General features: G+C 32.9%; 12 protein-coding genes. 5 read left to right on the top strand and 7 right to left on the bottom strand.

Going from position 1 to position 16,329, the window contains the following annotated elements:
* Window positions 1-102 precede the first annotated feature (102 nt).
* Window positions 103-1,179, bottom strand: a complete 1,077-nt coding sequence (locus B0A68_RS15995; protein ID WP_035686692.1) for a serine hydrolase domain-containing protein — start codon at window positions 1,177-1,179, stop codon at window positions 103-105.
* 134 nt (window positions 1,180-1,313) lie between these two features.
* Here B0A68_RS15995 and B0A68_RS16000 point away from each other — a divergent pair, with 134 nt between their 5' ends.
* On the top strand, window positions 1,314-2,408 hold the full coding sequence (locus B0A68_RS16000) for an endonuclease/exonuclease/phosphatase family protein (RefSeq protein ID WP_035686691.1): 1,095 nt from the start codon (window positions 1,314-1,316) through the stop codon (window positions 2,406-2,408).
* 118 nt (window positions 2,409-2,526) lie between these two features.
* Window positions 2,527-3,066 carry a 3-hydroxyanthranilate 3,4-dioxygenase gene (locus B0A68_RS16005; RefSeq protein ID WP_035686690.1) on the top strand — a complete coding sequence of 180 codons (540 nt, stop codon included), beginning with the start codon at window positions 2,527-2,529 and terminating at the stop codon, window positions 3,064-3,066.
* Between the two features lie 116 nt (window positions 3,067-3,182).
* Here B0A68_RS16005 and B0A68_RS16010 read toward each other — a convergent pair whose 3' ends face one another.
* Window positions 3,183-4,142, bottom strand: a complete 960-nt coding sequence (locus B0A68_RS16010) for an MBL fold metallo-hydrolase (RefSeq protein ID WP_035686688.1) — start codon at window positions 4,140-4,142, stop codon at window positions 3,183-3,185.
* 117 nt (window positions 4,143-4,259) lie between these two features.
* Here B0A68_RS16010 and B0A68_RS16015 point away from each other — a divergent pair, with 117 nt between their 5' ends.
* The 3 genes from B0A68_RS16015 to B0A68_RS16025 all read left to right on the top strand — a co-directional run bounded on the left by B0A68_RS16015 (window position 4,260) and on the right by B0A68_RS16025 (window position 7,394).
* Window positions 4,260-4,871 (top strand): hypothetical protein, encoded by a 612-nt coding sequence (locus B0A68_RS16015; protein ID WP_035686686.1) that lies wholly within the window; start codon window positions 4,260-4,262, stop codon window positions 4,869-4,871.
* Window positions 4,872-4,981: 110 nt separating this feature from the next.
* Complete coding sequence (gene amaB / locus B0A68_RS16020; RefSeq protein WP_035686683.1) at window positions 4,982-6,535, top strand: L-piperidine-6-carboxylate dehydrogenase; 1,554 nt, start codon at window positions 4,982-4,984, stop codon at window positions 6,533-6,535.
* Between the two features lie 109 nt (window positions 6,536-6,644).
* Complete coding sequence (locus tag B0A68_RS16025) at window positions 6,645-7,394, top strand: hypothetical protein (RefSeq protein ID WP_035686680.1); 750 nt, start codon at window positions 6,645-6,647, stop codon at window positions 7,392-7,394.
* A gap of 84 nt (window positions 7,395-7,478) precedes the next feature.
* Here the strand turns inward: B0A68_RS16025 and B0A68_RS16030 are convergent, their stop codons facing one another.
* The 5 genes from B0A68_RS16030 to nuoL all read right to left on the bottom strand — a co-directional run bounded on the left by B0A68_RS16030 (window position 7,479) and on the right by nuoL (window position 16,324).
* Complete coding sequence (locus B0A68_RS16030; RefSeq protein ID WP_035686677.1) at window positions 7,479-10,040, bottom strand: pectate lyase family protein; 2,562 nt, start codon at window positions 10,038-10,040, stop codon at window positions 7,479-7,481.
* 552 nt (window positions 10,041-10,592) lie between these two features.
* Entirely contained in the window at window positions 10,593-11,366 is a 774-nt protein-coding gene (locus B0A68_RS16035; protein ID WP_035686674.1) for a Bax inhibitor-1/YccA family protein, read from the bottom strand.
* A 165-nt stretch (window positions 11,367-11,531) separates the two neighbouring features.
* Entirely contained in the window at window positions 11,532-12,923 is a 1,392-nt protein-coding gene (locus B0A68_RS16040) for an NADH-quinone oxidoreductase subunit N (protein WP_035686671.1), read from the bottom strand.
* 64 nt (window positions 12,924-12,987) lie between these two features.
* Window positions 12,988-14,430, bottom strand: a complete 1,443-nt coding sequence (locus tag B0A68_RS16045; protein WP_035686668.1) for a complex I subunit 4 family protein — start codon at window positions 14,428-14,430, stop codon at window positions 12,988-12,990.
* A 10-nt stretch (window positions 14,431-14,440) separates the two neighbouring features.
* The gene (nuoL, locus tag B0A68_RS16050; protein ID WP_035688336.1) at window positions 14,441-16,324 is read right to left on the bottom strand and encodes an NADH-quinone oxidoreductase subunit L; all 1,884 of its coding nucleotides are present in this window, start codon (window positions 16,322-16,324) and stop codon (window positions 14,441-14,443) included.
* Between the last annotated feature and the right edge of the window lie 5 nt (window positions 16,325-16,329).

Genomic DNA, 16,329 nt, shown 5'->3' on the forward strand with positions numbered 1-16,329 from the left:
GATTTTACAAAAAGTAAAATATTTTTTTACGTGTTGAATATTTAAGTTCATATTATTCTTTTGCTTAAAATTATAAATTTTTTTTAAGGTTTTAGGTAAAAATTAACCACCATATTGTGTCTGCAGTTTTTTAAGAAAGAGCATTATCCCTTTATCTGCTTGTTCAGATTGTACATTGGCAAAAATGATAAATGCTTTGTTGATTGAGGCACAAATATACACTTTGGTTAAAAAAGTTCCAGGATTGCCATAGTGAAATGAATACTTTAATCCCGAATCTTTATAGCTTTCAGAATACCATCCAAAAGAAAATTCGGGTAAACCATTATGCATCAAATCAAATTCTTGTGCAGAGAAAACTTCTGATTTCCCCAATAAACCTTTTAATTGCATTTGTGTAAATTTACAATAATCCGGAAGACTAACATTTATATTTCCTGCTGATGAAAGCCAGTTTAGTTTATAATTTAAGGCTGGTTTTTCTGGGTTTAAATTTTCATCATGTCCCCACGGCTGGTTTTCATCTATTAAATTGGGCTGTCCAAAACCAAAATTGATTCCTAATTTTTCACCCAATTCTTTTACCAGTGTTTCATAACTTTTTCCTGCTGCTTTCTCCAGCATGAGACCTGCAGCTACATAACTTGGATTAGATAAATATACTTCCTGCTTTTCAGAGATAAGGTATTTTTGTTTAAAAAACCAGGCAATAAATTCATAACGCTGCTGTTGATCGTTACCTTTAATTTCTTTTTGAGTTGGAGTTTCATTTCCGTAAGACCATGTCGGAATATGAGCCCTAAAGGTCAAAAAATCTTTTAGTGTTAGATTAAAATGATTGGGATTACTTTTTGCTTTTAATTCTGGATATAAATCAAAGAATTTAGTGTCCCATTTTATTTTTTCCTCCTTAACCAATAGTGCAGCAATGTAACTTGTAATCGTTTTTGTTAAAGATCCTAAGCGAAATTTATCATCAATCCCAGCTTTAAAAGAAGAATTATTACGCTGATAACCCAAAACTTCAATCTCTAAGATAGAATCTGAAGAAACAACAGCATAAGCCAGTTCGGGAATTTTGTACTCTGCCCTAATATTTTCTGCCAATACACTATTTTTTTGTGCATAAAATATTTTTGAACTACAGATAAGGAAGATAAATACCAGAATTTTTTTCATTTTGAATAAGGCCAAATTTTGTAAGCAAGTTACATGACTTTTGTAGACAAACAAAGATATAAGTTTGAAATAAATATACACAAAAATCTTACAAATTGTTACTTTTGTAAATTGTGTTTTTAATATGTTTGATTATGCGTTCAATTTTCAGGTTCAGTTTCTCTTTTCTATTATCATTTTCATCTCTTTTTGCACAAGCAAAAAAATATAACATACATACGGTTGCTTTTTATAATTTAGAAAATCTTTTTGATACTATCGACGACGCTTTTACTAATGATGATGAATGGACTCCAAACGGAGCGCAGCATTGGACTACTGAAAAATATCAACAGAAATTAAAAAACCTCGCAAAAGTAATTTCTGAAATAGGAATGCCTGAAAACCCAAATGCACCAACTCTTATTGGTGGTTCTGAAATAGAAAATCGAGGTGTTTTAGAAGATTTGATAAAAGAACCTAAATTGATTCCGTACGACTATGGAATAATTCATTTTGATTCTCCGGACAAACGAGGAATAGATGTTGCTTTGCTGTATCAGAAGAAATATTTTAAGCCCACATCTTTTTCGAATATTCCACTGCTTATTTATAAAAAGAAGACAGCTCTCAAGGAAGAAAAAAACACAGTAGTTGATGATGAAATTGAAGTTCAGCCAGAAAATAATCGGGTATTTACGAGAGATCAGCTTTTGATTACGGGTTTTTTAGAAAATGAAGAAATAAGCATTATCATCAACCACTGGCCTTCACGTTCAGGAGGAGAAAAAGCCAGCAGTCCGTTTCGTGAAGCCGCCGGTTTATTAAACAGAAAGATTATCGATTCGCTGCAGCAAATAAATCCTAATGCTAAAATTATTACAATGGGAGATTTTAATGATGGTCCGTTTAATAAAAGCATAAAGATTGCTTTAGGCGCCAAAGCAAAAAAATCTGAAATCGCAGAATTTGGTTTATATAATCCGTTTGAAGAAATGAAAAATAAAGGAATGGGAACAATTGCATTTCGGGATTCCTGGGATATTTTTGATCAGATTATTATAACGGAATCATTTATAAAACCTGATTTTTCTTCTTTTAAACTATGGAAAGCCGGAATTTTCAATAAGCCATTTCTCATTCAGAATTCTGGACAGTACAAAGGTTATCCATTACGGCACACTCTAACAGAAGTAGGTTTTAGCGATCATTTTCCAGTTTATTTGTATTTGATTAAAGAGTTTCTTTAATGCAGGTCTACACAATAACGCTATTATAGAAATGAAGTTTTAGAAAATGAAAAATGAACGGCTGTCGATTTCTGCAATTTCATTAACTTAGCTACTTAGAAATTTAGCATCTCAAAAAATGGCAATAGCAAAACCTTTCAACCTTACACAATGGATCGAAGAGAACCGTCACCTACTAAAACCGCCAGTTGGAAATAAAAATCTTTACGTAGATTCTGGTGATTATATTGTAATGATTGTAGCAGGACCAAATGCGCGAAAAGATTATCATTACAATGAAACCGAAGAACTTTTTTATCAGTTAGAAGGTAGTATAAAAGTGGTAATTCAGGAAGATGGAGAGCGAAAGGAAATGGTTTTAAATGCGGGTGATATGTATCTGCATCCAGCAAAAATCCCACATTCTCCTGTTCGTTCAGAAGGTTCAATCGGATTAGTTATTGAGCGTAAACGCGCAGGAAAAGGCTACACAGATGGATTGCTTTGGCATTGTGATAACTGTAATCATAAACTTTACGAAGTGTTTTTTGAACTTCATAATATTGAGAAAGATTTTCTTCCCCATTTTGAGCATTTTTACAATTCAGAAGAATTAAGAACTTGTGATAAATGTGGAACTGTTATGGAAACTGATCCGAGGTTTACGGCTAAGAAATAATTTATTTATCTCGAGAATATTAAACCCGACAGGTTTTTAAAACCTGTCGGGTTTATAATATAATTTAGATTGATTTTGTAATTTAATAATCTGTTTAATCTGTGGCCTAAAAAAAATTACAACTCAAACTTTTTCCCTTGTTCTGGATAAATAATCTTCAATCCTAAATCATTTTGATTTTTTAACTGCTCTTTAATTTTAATAATATTATTTGAAGGCGGTTTTAAATGTGTGATAATGATTTTGAAGTTTTTCAGAGAATTTTTTCCTGCCATTTCTTCCAAAACATGTAGTTCTTTTATTAAATAATTGGGAGTCAAATGACCGAATAAAAACTGATCCGACTGTTCGTTTGGGAAAGAAACTTCAATAAAAATACCTTTCAATTGTTTATTTTGTACCAAAGGCGCAATAGCTTTCCATAACTCTTTTAGTTTATTGTTTTTTTCTACCGCATCTGGACCAGTATCTCCTAAATATAAAGCATAATCATTTCCATTTTTAATTAAAAAAGCAGTGCTTTCAAACGGATTTACATGACTTAGCGGAAATGCTTTTACAGTCATTTTGGTATTCGTAATTGGTGTTTCTTCTCCAATATTTAAAGTTTGAAAATGATATCTTTTTAATGGTTTTCCTGGACCTTTGTCACCAAAATTAGCCCAAGTCTCATCATTAAAATAATGATTTTCCATCATTTCCATACATTTTTCTGTAGCGTAAATAGTTTTAGAAGAATCAGCCGGAGAATTAATAATTAATCCAGAAACGTGATCCAAATGCGCATGTGAAATTAAATATCCTTTTATGTATTTTCTTAAAACCTCGCTGGTCGAAACTTTAAAAATCTTATTTTCAATTGCTTTTTCGATTCCAGCGTTTATAGTTCCGGCATCAAGACAGATATAATCTTTTGTATTTGCTGGTGCAATTAAATATGCAGAAAGATTCTTTTCGTCAATACCGCCTTTAACTCCTAATGGGATAACTTGAAAAGCAGCTTTTTGTTCTTTTTGAGAAAATGCTGTGAATGAAATTAGAAGCAAGCTGATAAAGAAACGATTGAAAATTTTCATATTATAGTAATTATGTTGTTGCAAATTTCATCAATTAATTGGAATAAATTATGACACTTTTCTGAAATTACTATTAAATAAACCTAATTTTACTATGATTTATTTTAAAGAATATAGATGAGAAAACTTTTAATTTTAATATTTCTAACATTCATTGCAGCAAAAGTATATTCTTGTGAATGCGCTGAGAAACCTTCTATTAAAGAAAATTGGGACAAAGCAAATCAAGTATTTACTGGAAAAATAGTTAAGGTAGATAGTTTGCTTTATGACGAATATGGCGGAAAATTGTATTCATTTACGGTTAGAATAACTAAGTCATACAAAGGATTTTTTCATTCAGGCAAAGCGTATAGATCTATTTTATATATTGACACTTCTTCTTGTGATTTTATTTTTGATGTGGGCCAAGAGTATTTAATTTATGCAAAAGAAGACAGCAAAACGCTTAATTGCTCTCTTTGTTCCAGAACAAATTTATTGAATAATGTTTCAGAAGATGAATTTGATGCTCTGGACAAGTTACAAATAGAGGATTATAAAAATAGAAATAAAATAAGAATTGTAAAGTTTCAGAATGGTGTTGAATATCAGATCGATTTGGTTAAAAATTCTTTTGAGGAAAGTTTAAAGCGAAAGAATTTAGTAATTTATATTCTGTCCGGAATAAGTATGCTGCTTTTTCTAATTTTGATATCGGTAATTTTAGTAAAGAAAAAAAGAAATTGATTTACTAAGTCTATTTTGACGACCTACTTTTACAAGACAATTCTATTAAAATTCAACTCGAAACAATATCTTTACATAAAAATACAACAATTTTAACTAAAAAAGTTACAATGACAACAATAGCATCGCAATTTGGAATGAAAGAGGCTCTGGAAAAATTGGGCATCAAAACGATAAATGAAGGAACATCAACAGGTGTAGAAAACTTTTCGTCGGGAGAAATCTTAGACAGTTATTCACCAGTTGACGGAAAATTAATTGCTTCGGTAAAAATGTCAACACCTCAGGATTACGAAAAAGTAATGAAATCTGCGACAGAAGCTTTTAAAAGTTTCCGATTGATTCCTGCACCGCAGCGTGGTGAAATTGTACGTCAGTTTGGGCAAAAGTTACGCGAAAATAAAGAAGCTCTGGGCAAATTGGTTTCTTACGAAATGGGTAAATCTTTGCAGGAAGGTTACGGGGAAGTTCAGGAAATGATTGATATCTGTGATTTTGCTGTTGGATTATCACGTCAATTACATGGCTTAACAATGCATTCTGAAAGACCCGGACATCGTATGTACGAGCAATATCATTCTTTAGGAATTGTCGGGATTATTTCGGCGTTTAATTTTCCTGTTGCAGTTTGGTCTTGGAATACCGCATTGGCATGGATTTCTGGTGATGTCTGTGTTTGGAAGCCGTCAGAAAAAACACCTTTGTGTGGTATTGCTTGTCAAAATATTATTGCGCAGGTTATTAAAGAAAACAATCTTCCGGAAGGAATTTCGTGTTTGATAAACGGAGATTATAAAATTGGTGAATTGCTTACTGCAGATACCCGTATTCCATTAATTTCGGCTACAGGTTCCACCCGAATGGGAAAAATTGTAGCACAGACTGTTGCAGGCCGTTTAGGAAAATCATTGTTAGAGTTGGGAGGAAATAACTCTATTATTGTAACGCCGGACGCTGATATAAAAATGACAGTAATTGGAGCTGTTTTTGGTGCAGTTGGTACTGCTGGACAACGATGTACATCTACGCGACGACTGATTATTCATGAAAGTATTTATGATAAAGTGAGAGATGCATTAGTGGCCGCTTATAAACAATTAAGAATTGGTAATCCGCTTGACGAAAACAATCATGTTGGACCTCTGATTGATACACACGCAGTTGAATTGTATGCACAGGCATTGAATAAAGTAGTTGCTGAAGGAGGAAAAATTTTAGTCGAAGGCGGTGTGCTTTCGGGCGAAGGTTACGAAAGCGGCTGTTACGTAAAACCTGCAATTGCAGAAGCTCAAAACTCATTTCAAATTGTACAGCACGAAACATTTGCTCCAGTTTTATATTTAATTAAATATTCAGGAGAAGTGGATAATGCCATTGATCTTCAAAATGGAGTTGCACAGGGATTATCATCTGCAATTATGACCAATAATCTGCGTGAAGCCGAAAGATTTTTATCAGTCGTAGGTTCTGACTGTGGAATTGCAAATGTTAATATTGGAACATCTGGCGCTGAAATAGGCGGTGCTTTTGGTGGTGAAAAAGAAACCGGAGGTGGTCGCGAGTCAGGTTCTGATGCTTGGAAAATATACATGAGACGTCAAACTAATACAATCAATTATACTACAAGTCTGCCATTGGCACAAGGAATTAAATTTGATTTGTAAAAAGATTATTTTATAATAAGAACCGCTTTTTCTAAATGAATGAAAAAGCGGTTTTTTAATGCTTATTTTTTGTAATATTTTATCTATGTTTGATTCAAATTCCAAATAAATGAAATTTAAAATGTTTTTGTTAGTAGTTGCAATTTGCGCTTTAGGTTGTAATAAAAAGTCAAATGTTAAAGAAGTAGTAATTTCAAATAAAGATACTTTGAATCAAGAAGTTTTTCATGAAGAATATGAAAACGAACCAGAAGAAGTAGCTTTAGAAGAACTTAAATTTCCAATAACCGGGAAAAATGCAGAAGCTTTTGTTCTGGAACCTTGTGAAATAAAAATGCGAGCAGAAGGTTTTTTAAACGAAGACAATCTTAAAGATATTGTAATTGTTTTGCAGAATAAGAGCAATAGGGCTGATTCACGTGCAACGTTGGTTCTATTACAACAAGAAACTGGAATTTATAAGTTGCAGGAACTTTCATGGGAAGCAGTTGGTCAGGAATATCTTGAATCTGGCAGCCCATTTTATGATGTTGGGGAAATTTCTATAGATAAGGATAAAACATTGCATATTTTGCTTGAGGGAATGGCACCCGTTGGTTCAAGAGAAACAGTATATAAATATGTAAATAATAAATTGGTTCTTATTAAGATAAGAACTTTTCATTCTGGAGCCGGCTCTTATGTGTCGAGTAAGTATGATCTTGTTTCTGGTGAAGTTGATCATGAAGTTGTGAATACATTGTATGACAGTCTGCCGAGTGAACATCAAATCGAAAAATTCAAGTTAAAAAGACAAATATTGTTTACAAATGATAATCCAGATACAATTTTAGAAAATCTTCCGCAGGCCAATTGGTAAATTAAGATGATTAATTAGGATTTTTGACTATAATAAAGGCTTCCAAAATCTGGAAGCCTTTAATTTTTAGAATAGATTCGTTATTTATTTTTTAATGATAGTTTGATTGAATGCACCATTGGCTGTAAAAACTTTTGCCAAATAAGTTCCGGAATTTAATTGACTTATGTCTGTACTTTCGCTTCCTTTTTCAATCTTTTTTACAAGAGATCCAAAAATATCGTATATCAAAACTTTTTCTACTTTCTGATTAGTATCGGATAGAAATAATGTACCAGAAGCTGGATTTGGATATAAGAATACTCTTTGTTCAGTCTCATTTAAAGTATCTGTTTTTGCTAAGCGAAGCGTAGAAGAATTATAAACAGTACTCATATAGAATAGATTAGCGGTGTCTTTTTTTGCTATTGTATGAGTTCCTGCAGTAAGCGACACTGTTATAATTCCTCCCGAAGCAGTTTTGTCTACGTTGTCTACTTTAATTGTCGCCGCCGATTCTACAAATACCAAATTCAAAGTGCTTGTCTGAGTTGTTGTAAAAGTAATGTTTGTAGAGGATTCAATTTTAAGACATTGTGTCAATGTTAAGCCGCTATAAGTTACAGTTCCTTTTGTTGTAGAAAGATTCCCTGTTATGGTATAAAAAGAACTTGTTTTTCCCGAAGTCGTAAAATTGTGTATTTCATCTCCAGCTGGCGTTCCAGTTGTTACCGTAATAGTTCCGGATCCTGCTGCCGGACTTCCTGCTGTTCCAGTCGTTGCGATTGAATACGATAAAGTTGCAGTTGGAGTTCCTGTAATAGTAATTGTTTTGGCTGTTGTATTTTTTACAAAACTAATTCCTGATGCAGGCAATCCTGTTACAGTTGCATCTGTTGCATCTCCGCTCCAAGTGAACACTATTGAAGCAATTGCACTGCCGCTAACAACTGTTTGATTTTTGTTGCTTGTTGAGGTAAGGGTTTGGCTGCTTACAGGAGGATTTCCTTCACCTTGTACTGCAACCAATGTTGTTGTATAATTAGTAAGTGCAGTTTTTAATGCTGTGATTACCAGAGAAGATGTATCGTCTGTTGCATTGTTAAACACCCATTTTAAATCGCCTCCTGAAACTCGACCTGCATATTGCATTGTTTTTGTTTTGGCAGCTGCTGGTTGATCAATGACTAGATTTTTAACGTATAATGCTGCGTCAGTATCAAAATTGTTATAAGTATTGGCGCCAGATTTAGATTTTACATTACTGCTTACCGTTTCGCTTCTTGTTGTTGCTGCATAAGCATCAAAATCAGTCAGCGAGCTAATTTTACCTGAAATATTGTATAAAGGATTTGGATCATTGTAAGCGACAAAACGCATATTGTTTGTCCCATTTGAAGCATCGAAGGTATTATTGAATGATTTAATTGACCCTCCGGCTTCGCCTGAAAAAGTTCCCATTGTTCCGGCATTATTTACTTGGTTTGCTTCGTCCCAGATATCAGTTCCCTGTAATGAAGTTAACATTGGATGCTTACTATTGCGGAAATAATTTCCTTCGACAAATAAAGAAGAGCCTAATGTAGAGCCAGAACCGTATTTTGAGACTCCATCAAAATAATTATTATAAATATGAGCAGAATAATAACGTACCCGTGGATGACGCGAATCAGAATGATCAAACCAGTTATGATGGTAAGTAATATACAAACCACTTGTAGTGCCTTCACTTAATCCCAAAAGGCTTGCTTTACCACTGTCCCAAAAGTGATTGTAAGCCAAAGTAATATAGGTTGAAGTTTTATTATCTAAAGCCCCATCTCCTTTTATTTGATCGGCGTCGCTTCCTGCATTTCCATAAAATAAATCGCAATTATGAACCCAAACGTGATCATTATCCTGCTGCATTCCAATATTATCTCCCGCAGTACTATTGCAATTCATTACACCAATATTGCTGACTTCAATATTAGAAGCAGATTTAAGACGGACTCCCCAACCATTTGCAACGGCGTCTGAACCAACACCTTCTAAAGTTACATAACTCGCGGCATTATTAGCATTTTCAATCACAACATCTCCACCTTCCATTACCGTCATGTCAGTAATGTTTCCTACCAAACGAAAAATAAACGGACGTGTGTCTTTCCCTTTTTTAATAGCGTATAAAATATTTTGTATACCAACACACGGATTTGCGCTGGCGCCGGTAATATTCATTGAAACCGTGTTTTTGGTGTTTTGTGTAATGTAAACAATTACAGCATTGTCTTTTGGAGTTCCGTCAGCTTTGTATCCTCCGGGAACTCTTCCGCCTTCAAATGCAAAACCATTGCGATCATGCGCTGCAACAGTTAAATTTCCAGTTGTTGTTCCCGTTCCTTCAGTTCCTGAAATTACGGGTTTTATTTTCACTGTATAGGTTCCGGCTTTTAGTCCAGGAATGTCAGCACGAATATAACTGCCATAACTGCGAATAAGTTGATCGTCAATTTTTTTGTCTGTGTTTCCTTCTCCAGAATAATAGACATTATACTTTTGTGCATTGCTTACCGGCTGCCATTTTACAAATACAGATTCGAGCCAGCCAGAGGATTCATTTATTTGCTGGGCCCAGCTTTGGAAAGCAAATAGCATTAATGTCAAAAAAAGTAATTTTTTTTTCATGATAGTTTGTTTAGTTAGTAAATATAATTGTGTGGTTATTATCAAATTACAAAAAGTGGTTTTGTTGTAATCGATTACACAAAAATAAATAAAATTTCGATATTCAAAATTATTTTATCTTAAAAAAATATATACTACAAAAAAAGTCCACTTTAAATATTAAATATGTAACAAATTGCATTAATTGTAATTTATTACATATTTAATTAAAAACTCCTCAGGTGCTACTTTTACTACATTTTAAATTTGTGCATAAAGCTTAATAGCGAATTTTTCTTTAAATACACCTAAATTTTTAAAGTCTCAATCGTATAATGAATAAAGAAGAAAAAGACTGTTAATTTTTTGTTTTAAATGTATAAGATTAAAGTGAAAGCTCAATTTATAATATTTTATTTGACTGGAAATTGTAATTATTTTGATTCAGATTGAAGATTGAGAATCAAAATAAACATAAATAAGTCAAGTTTTTGGAGATTTTCAAAAATTGTAACAAATAAAAAAGCCTTTTTGATTTTTCAAAAAGGCTTTCAAATATTCTATATAAAGAGATTAATCCTTGCTGGATAATTTTGATAATAGTCTTAAAAATTCAATGTACAACCAAACTAATGTAACCATTAATCCCATTGCGCCATACCATTCCATAAATTTTGGCATTCTTTGTTGAGCTCCTTTTTCGATTTGGTCAAAATCTAAAAATAGATTTAAAGCAGCAATAATAATAACAAATACACTTATTCCGATGCTCATCATAGAATTTCCATAGTGTACAGGAGTAAAACTTGTAAACATTGAAAACAACCACGAAATTAAGTAATACGTTGCAATTGCTAGAGTAGCAGCAACTACTACAGATTTGAATGTTTCAGTTACTTTTACAATTTTGAATTTGTATAGCCCTAAACACACTAAAAAAGTAACTAATGTTGCTCCAACGGCGTTTATTACTATTCCAGGATACATCGCTTCAAAAATTGCAGAAATTCCTCCAATAAATAAACCTTCAAACAAGGCATAACCTGGAGCCAGATATGGAGAGGCTTGTGGTTTAAAAGCAGAAATCACAACTAAAATAAGACCGATAACAGCACCGCCAATAGCAAATGGCATTATATTAATATCATTGAAAAACATCCACCACGTTACCATAGCTGACGCACATAATATTAAAAACAAAATAGCCGTTTTGTTGATAGTACCAGACACAGTCATTTCCTGATTATAATCAATAATTTGTGCGTGGTGTACTTCTTCAGCTTTTGAGACTGCGTTTGATGAAAAACGCTTGTTGCTTAAAAATGGATTTTTTGAATTGAAGTTCATATTTCTAATACATTTAATTGAATTCAAATATATGGAGTTTTTTTGATCTGAACTTGTTTACGTTAAATTTTTAACATCAAATTTTCCTTAGATGGAGAGGTGTAAATAAAAAAAATCCACCAAGATAAATTCTTGATGGATTTGTATTTATTTAGTTTGAAATTTTTAATTTAATAAATCTAAAACTAATGATGGGAACAGACCTAAAATAATGTTCAATGCAATTGAAACTATTGCAGTAGCGTAAATAAGAAATGGTTTACCAGTGCGTTCCTGATTTGGTTCTTTTGAATACATGGCCAAAATTAGTTTGAAGTAATATCCAACACTGATGATTGAATTTATAACAGCAACAATTACCAAAGCAATATGACCTGCTTGTATCGTTTGATTAAACAAGAATAATTTTGCAAAGAAGCCTGAAAAGATTGGAATTCCAGCCATAGACAATAATGAACCTGTCAATATTGCGGCCAATAAAGGATTTGTTTTTCCTAAGCCATGAAAGTTGGTAATATCTTCGTTCTCTTGATTTTTGCAAACATATAAAATAACACTAAAAGATGCGATTCCTGCCAGAGCATAAGCCGAAGCATAATACAATAAAACGCCTGCTGAAGTTGAGACAGTCAATAAAGTCATCAGCATAAATCCTGCATGTGATATACCTGAAAAAGCCAGCATACGCTTAACATTTACCTGACGAAGCGCCATAATATTTCCTACCGTCATTGATGCTATCGAAATGGTAACCACTATTATTTCAAAAGTGTGTAATAAGTCTTGATTATCTAATGAGGAGATTAAATTTAATTCTGCTATTAATTTATAAAGTGTAGCAATAGCAATGACTTTTGCCAATGTACTCATTAATGCAGTTGTTAGCGCAGGAGATCCTTCATAAACATCCGGAGCCCAAAAATGAAAAGGAACTGCAGCAACTTTAAATAACATTCCGATTACCATTAAAATCATTCCGATTGGAAACCAGATTGGTAATTCTGCAGATAATGATCTTTCACTTATTTCGGCAACATCAAAACTTCCCATTGCTCCATAAATCAAGCAAATTCCGAATAGTATAATTCCTGATGCAAAAGAACCCATCAAAAAGTACTTCATACCTGCTTCATTGCTTTTTAAATTCAAACGCTCACTTGCTGCAAGAACATACAATGCAATAGATAGAATTTCAATTCCTAAGAAAAACATAGCTAAGTTTCCAAAAGAAACCATTGCTACACCACCAGCTAATAAAAATATTTTTATAGCGATAAAATCTGAGATTTTGGTTGGGTGATTTTCGTAAAAATTATGGCTTAAGGTTACAAGAAAAATGGTTAAAATAATAAACAGTGATGAAAAGGCAGTAGAGAATTTACTCACTGTAATCATGTTATTGTAATAACTTTCTGCTGCTCCAAATTCTGAAAAGTTAAGTGCCAGAACGCCCAAAAGTCCAAGTACGGTAAATGGAACAATGGCTTTTCTGAAATTAAGAATTTCAAATAATAGGCAGAAAATACCCAACCCTGTAATTGCTATTAATGTATTCATTTTTGCTTTTTTGATTTAGGAAATCGAGTACTGCTGATGTCCTAATTTATTTTTATTTAAAATATTAATTCTTGTTTATAACTTTCAGAATGTTCTCTAAACTTGGTGTAATCAAGTCTGTAATTGGTTTTGGATAAAATCCGAAGAACAATAATACTGCAATAATTAAAACTAACGAAATTGCTTCATTAGTAGAAACATCTGCAAATGTTTTAGTATTAGTTTCTCCCAACATTACATTCTGAAACATCTTAAGCATATAATAAGCTCCTAAAATAATAGTTGTTCCTCCTAAAACAGCAAACCAGATATTTATTTGAGAAAGGCTGTACAATACTGTAAATTCTCCAACAAAATTAAAAGTAGTCGGCAATGCAACAGACGCCAAAAGAAGAATTAAAAACATTGAAGTAAATTTTGGAGAGTGTGTACGAATACCGCCCATTTCTGAAATCTCTCTTGTTTCATATCTTCTGTAAATAATTTCGGCAGCATAGAATAATCCCACTACAACAAAACCGTGAGCGATCATTTGAAGTACTGCACCACGCAAGCCATCAAGAGTTAAGGTATAAGATCCAGCTACAATTAATCCTACGTGAGCAAGAGAAGAATAAGCTAATAATTTTTTTAGGTCTTTTTGTCTTAATGCTACGATAGATCCATAAATTACACCCGCAATTCCTAAGATGATAAAGATATTCATATACTCTTTTGCTGCAAGAGGCGCAATTGGTAATTGCCAGCGGATAACACTGTACAATCCCATTTTTAGCATAATACCAGATAAAAGCATTGTTCCAACAGTTGGTGCTTTTTGGTATACATTTGCCTGCCATGTATGAAAAGGAATAATTGGAATTTTAATTGCGTATGCTAAAAAGAAAGCTAAGAAAATCCATAACTGTTCTGTTGCAGATAAGTTTAATTTGTAGAAATCTTCAATTAAGAAGCTTCCATTTGCTTTTTGAGATAAATAGATAAAAGCAACCAGCATAAATAATGAACCAGCAAGTGTATAAATAAAGAATTTTACAACTGCTTTTCTGCGTTCTTCAGCGTCACCATTACCCCAAATAAGAGCAATAAAGTAAATCGGAATTAAAGCCAATTCCCAAAAGATGTAATATAAAAGACCATCTGCAGCAAGGAAAGTTCCCGTCATTGCAAATGCCATAAACAAAATTAGGGCATAAAAACTTTTAGCATTTTTATAATCATTCCCGAAAGAAGAAAATATTATGATCGGTGTTAAAGCAACAGTTAGTAAAACCATTGCAAACGCTAGTCCGTCAGCATTTAAGGCAAGTGAGATTTTTGGCTGCGTGATCCAAGCTTTGATTAAGCTGATATTTTCACCGGCACAAAAATGATTTAACAACACTAAAGAACATCCTAAAGCAGTTAAACTAAAGAACAAAGCTACTTTTGAAGCTAATTTATCACCAGAGATATAAGTGACAAAAGCACCAATTAAAAGAATAATTAATATAAGAGAAACGTTCATAGTTATTAAATTATTGAGCTAAAAATATATAGGAAACAATCGCGCAAAGGCCTAAAACAAAAACAAAAAGATATAATCCGATACTTCCGGTTTGCAATTTTTTTCCTTGAAAAGCTAGTTCATTAGTGACTTTACCTAATCCGAAAACAAGATTAGATAAACCTGTTTCGATATAATCTCTAAAGAATTTTGATAATGTGTTTATAGTACGTACAAATATTGAATCGTAAATTTCATCTACATAATATTTGTTGTATAATACCTTAGTTAAACCTTTAATATTTTCGTCTGCTTCCGGAATATTATCTTGTTTAAAGTATTTCACATAAGCAATTAAAATTCCAAGTAATCCGCCTAAAACAGCAACTCCCATTAAAGTATATTCTGTTGAGCCTAAATGGTGTTCTTCTCCTGTTGCTTTTGTGAAAAGTGGAGCTAAATATTCATTTAACCAGCTGTTTCCAGGTAAGCTGATCAAACCTCCAAAAGTTGCCAAAATAGCCAGTATAATAAGAGGAATGGTAATTAATGAACCACTTTCGTGTAAATGATGTTTTTGTTCTTCAGTTCCTCTAAATTCTTTAAAGAAAGTTAAGAACATTAAACGGAACATATAGAAAGCTGTCATAATTGAAGCAATAGATCCGATCACGTATAATGGAATACTATAGTGAAAGGCAGTCAATAAAATTTCGTCTTTTGAAAAGAAACCTGAGAAAAATGGAACCCCAGAAATCGCTAATGAAGAAATCATCATCGTCCAGAATGTGATTGGCATTGCTTTACGCAATCCGCCCATTTTACGCATATCTTGTTCACCATGTAATCCGTGAATTACAGATCCAGATCCTAAGAATAAACAAGCTTTGAAGAAAGCGTGCGTTATTACGTGGAAAACAGCAACTTCATAAGCTCCAAAACCTAATGCTAAAAACATTAATCCTAATTGAGAAACTGTAGAGTATGCTAATACCTTTTTAATATCAGTTTGAACTAACCCAATTGTGGCAGCAACTAATGAAGTTACAGCTCCAACAATTGCAATTATATTTTGTACGTCATGTGCCTGATCAAAAACAAAATTCAATCTCGTTACCATAAAAATACCCGCTGTAACCATTGTTGCCGCGTGAATCAATGCAGAAACCGGAGTAGGTCCAGCCATCGCATCTGGCAGCCATGTATATAACGGAACTTGTGCAGATTTACCACACGCTCCAATAAACAAACATAGAGCCGCTAAAGAAAGTAATGGTAAATTCAAGTTTGCTGTTCCGGCAATTGCAGTTTTTAAAGTTGCATAATCTAAAGTAGAGAACATTGAACCAATAATGAACATCCCAATTAGAAGCCCTAAATCTCCAATTCTGTTCATAATAAATGCCTTTTTTGCTGCATCATTATAATCTTGGTTTTTATGCCAAAATCCGATTAGTAAATAAGAGCAAAGTCCAACGCCTTCCCAGCCAATGAATAAAACTAATAAATTGCTTCCAATTACAAGCGTAATCATAAAGAACACGAACAAATTTAAATAAGCAAAAAACTTGTGCATATTCTCATCGTCATGCATATAACTAATAGAGTATAAGTGAATCAAAGAACCAATTCCGGTTACGAAAAGCAGCCAAAGAACAGATAATTGATCCAGTAAAAATCCTAGATTGATTTTAAGATTGCTTATTTGAATCCAGTCAAATAAAGTAACTTCAATTGCTTTTCCAGTTGAAGTAATTTGATTAAAAAGAACAATCGTAACTATAAAAGAAATTGCTACGGCAACAGTTCCGATAATTCCAGAAGCTGTTTTTCCTAAGCTTTTTCCGAAAAAAACATTGATTAAAAATCCTAAAAAAGGAGCTAAAACTAAAACTAAAGCTAAATTGGTATCCATTTCCA

This window comes from Flavobacterium reichenbachii, assembly GCF_002217435.1.
Lineage (GTDB): Bacteria > Bacteroidota > Bacteroidia > Flavobacteriales > Flavobacteriaceae > Flavobacterium > Flavobacterium reichenbachii.

Excerpts from the sequence above, each read along its gene's own strand:
- B0A68_RS16000 (WP_035686691.1), top strand. The coding sequence starts at position 1,314 with ATGCGTTCAATTTTCAGGTTCAGTTTCTCTTTTCTATTATCATTTTCA.
- B0A68_RS16040 (WP_035686671.1), bottom strand. The coding sequence starts at position 12,923 with ATGAATACATTAATAGCAATTACAGGGTTGGGTATTTTCTGCCTATTA.
- B0A68_RS16005 (WP_035686690.1), top strand. The coding sequence starts at position 2,527 with ATGGCAATAGCAAAACCTTTCAACCTTACACAATGGATCGAAGAGAAC.
- B0A68_RS16045 (WP_035686668.1), bottom strand. The coding sequence starts at position 14,430 with ATGAACGTTTCTCTTATATTAATTATTCTTTTAATTGGTGCTTTTGTC.
- B0A68_RS16035 (WP_035686674.1), bottom strand. The coding sequence starts at position 11,366 with ATGAACTTCAATTCAAAAAATCCATTTTTAAGCAACAAGCGTTTTTCA.
- B0A68_RS16030 (WP_035686677.1), bottom strand. The coding sequence starts at position 10,040 with ATGAAAAAAAAATTACTTTTTTTGACATTAATGCTATTTGCTTTCCAA.
- B0A68_RS15995 (WP_035686692.1), bottom strand. The coding sequence starts at position 1,179 with ATGAAAAAAATTCTGGTATTTATCTTCCTTATCTGTAGTTCAAAAATA.
- B0A68_RS16010 (WP_035686688.1), bottom strand. The coding sequence starts at position 4,142 with ATGAAAATTTTCAATCGTTTCTTTATCAGCTTGCTTCTAATTTCATTC.
- nuoL (WP_035688336.1), bottom strand. The coding sequence starts at position 16,324 with ATGGATACCAATTTAGCTTTAGTTTTAGTTTTAGCTCCTTTTTTAGGA.
- amaB (WP_035686683.1), top strand. The coding sequence starts at position 4,982 with ATGACAACAATAGCATCGCAATTTGGAATGAAAGAGGCTCTGGAAAAA.
- B0A68_RS16015 (WP_035686686.1), top strand. The coding sequence starts at position 4,260 with ATGAGAAAACTTTTAATTTTAATATTTCTAACATTCATTGCAGCAAAA.
- B0A68_RS16025 (WP_035686680.1), top strand. The coding sequence starts at position 6,645 with ATGAAATTTAAAATGTTTTTGTTAGTAGTTGCAATTTGCGCTTTAGGT.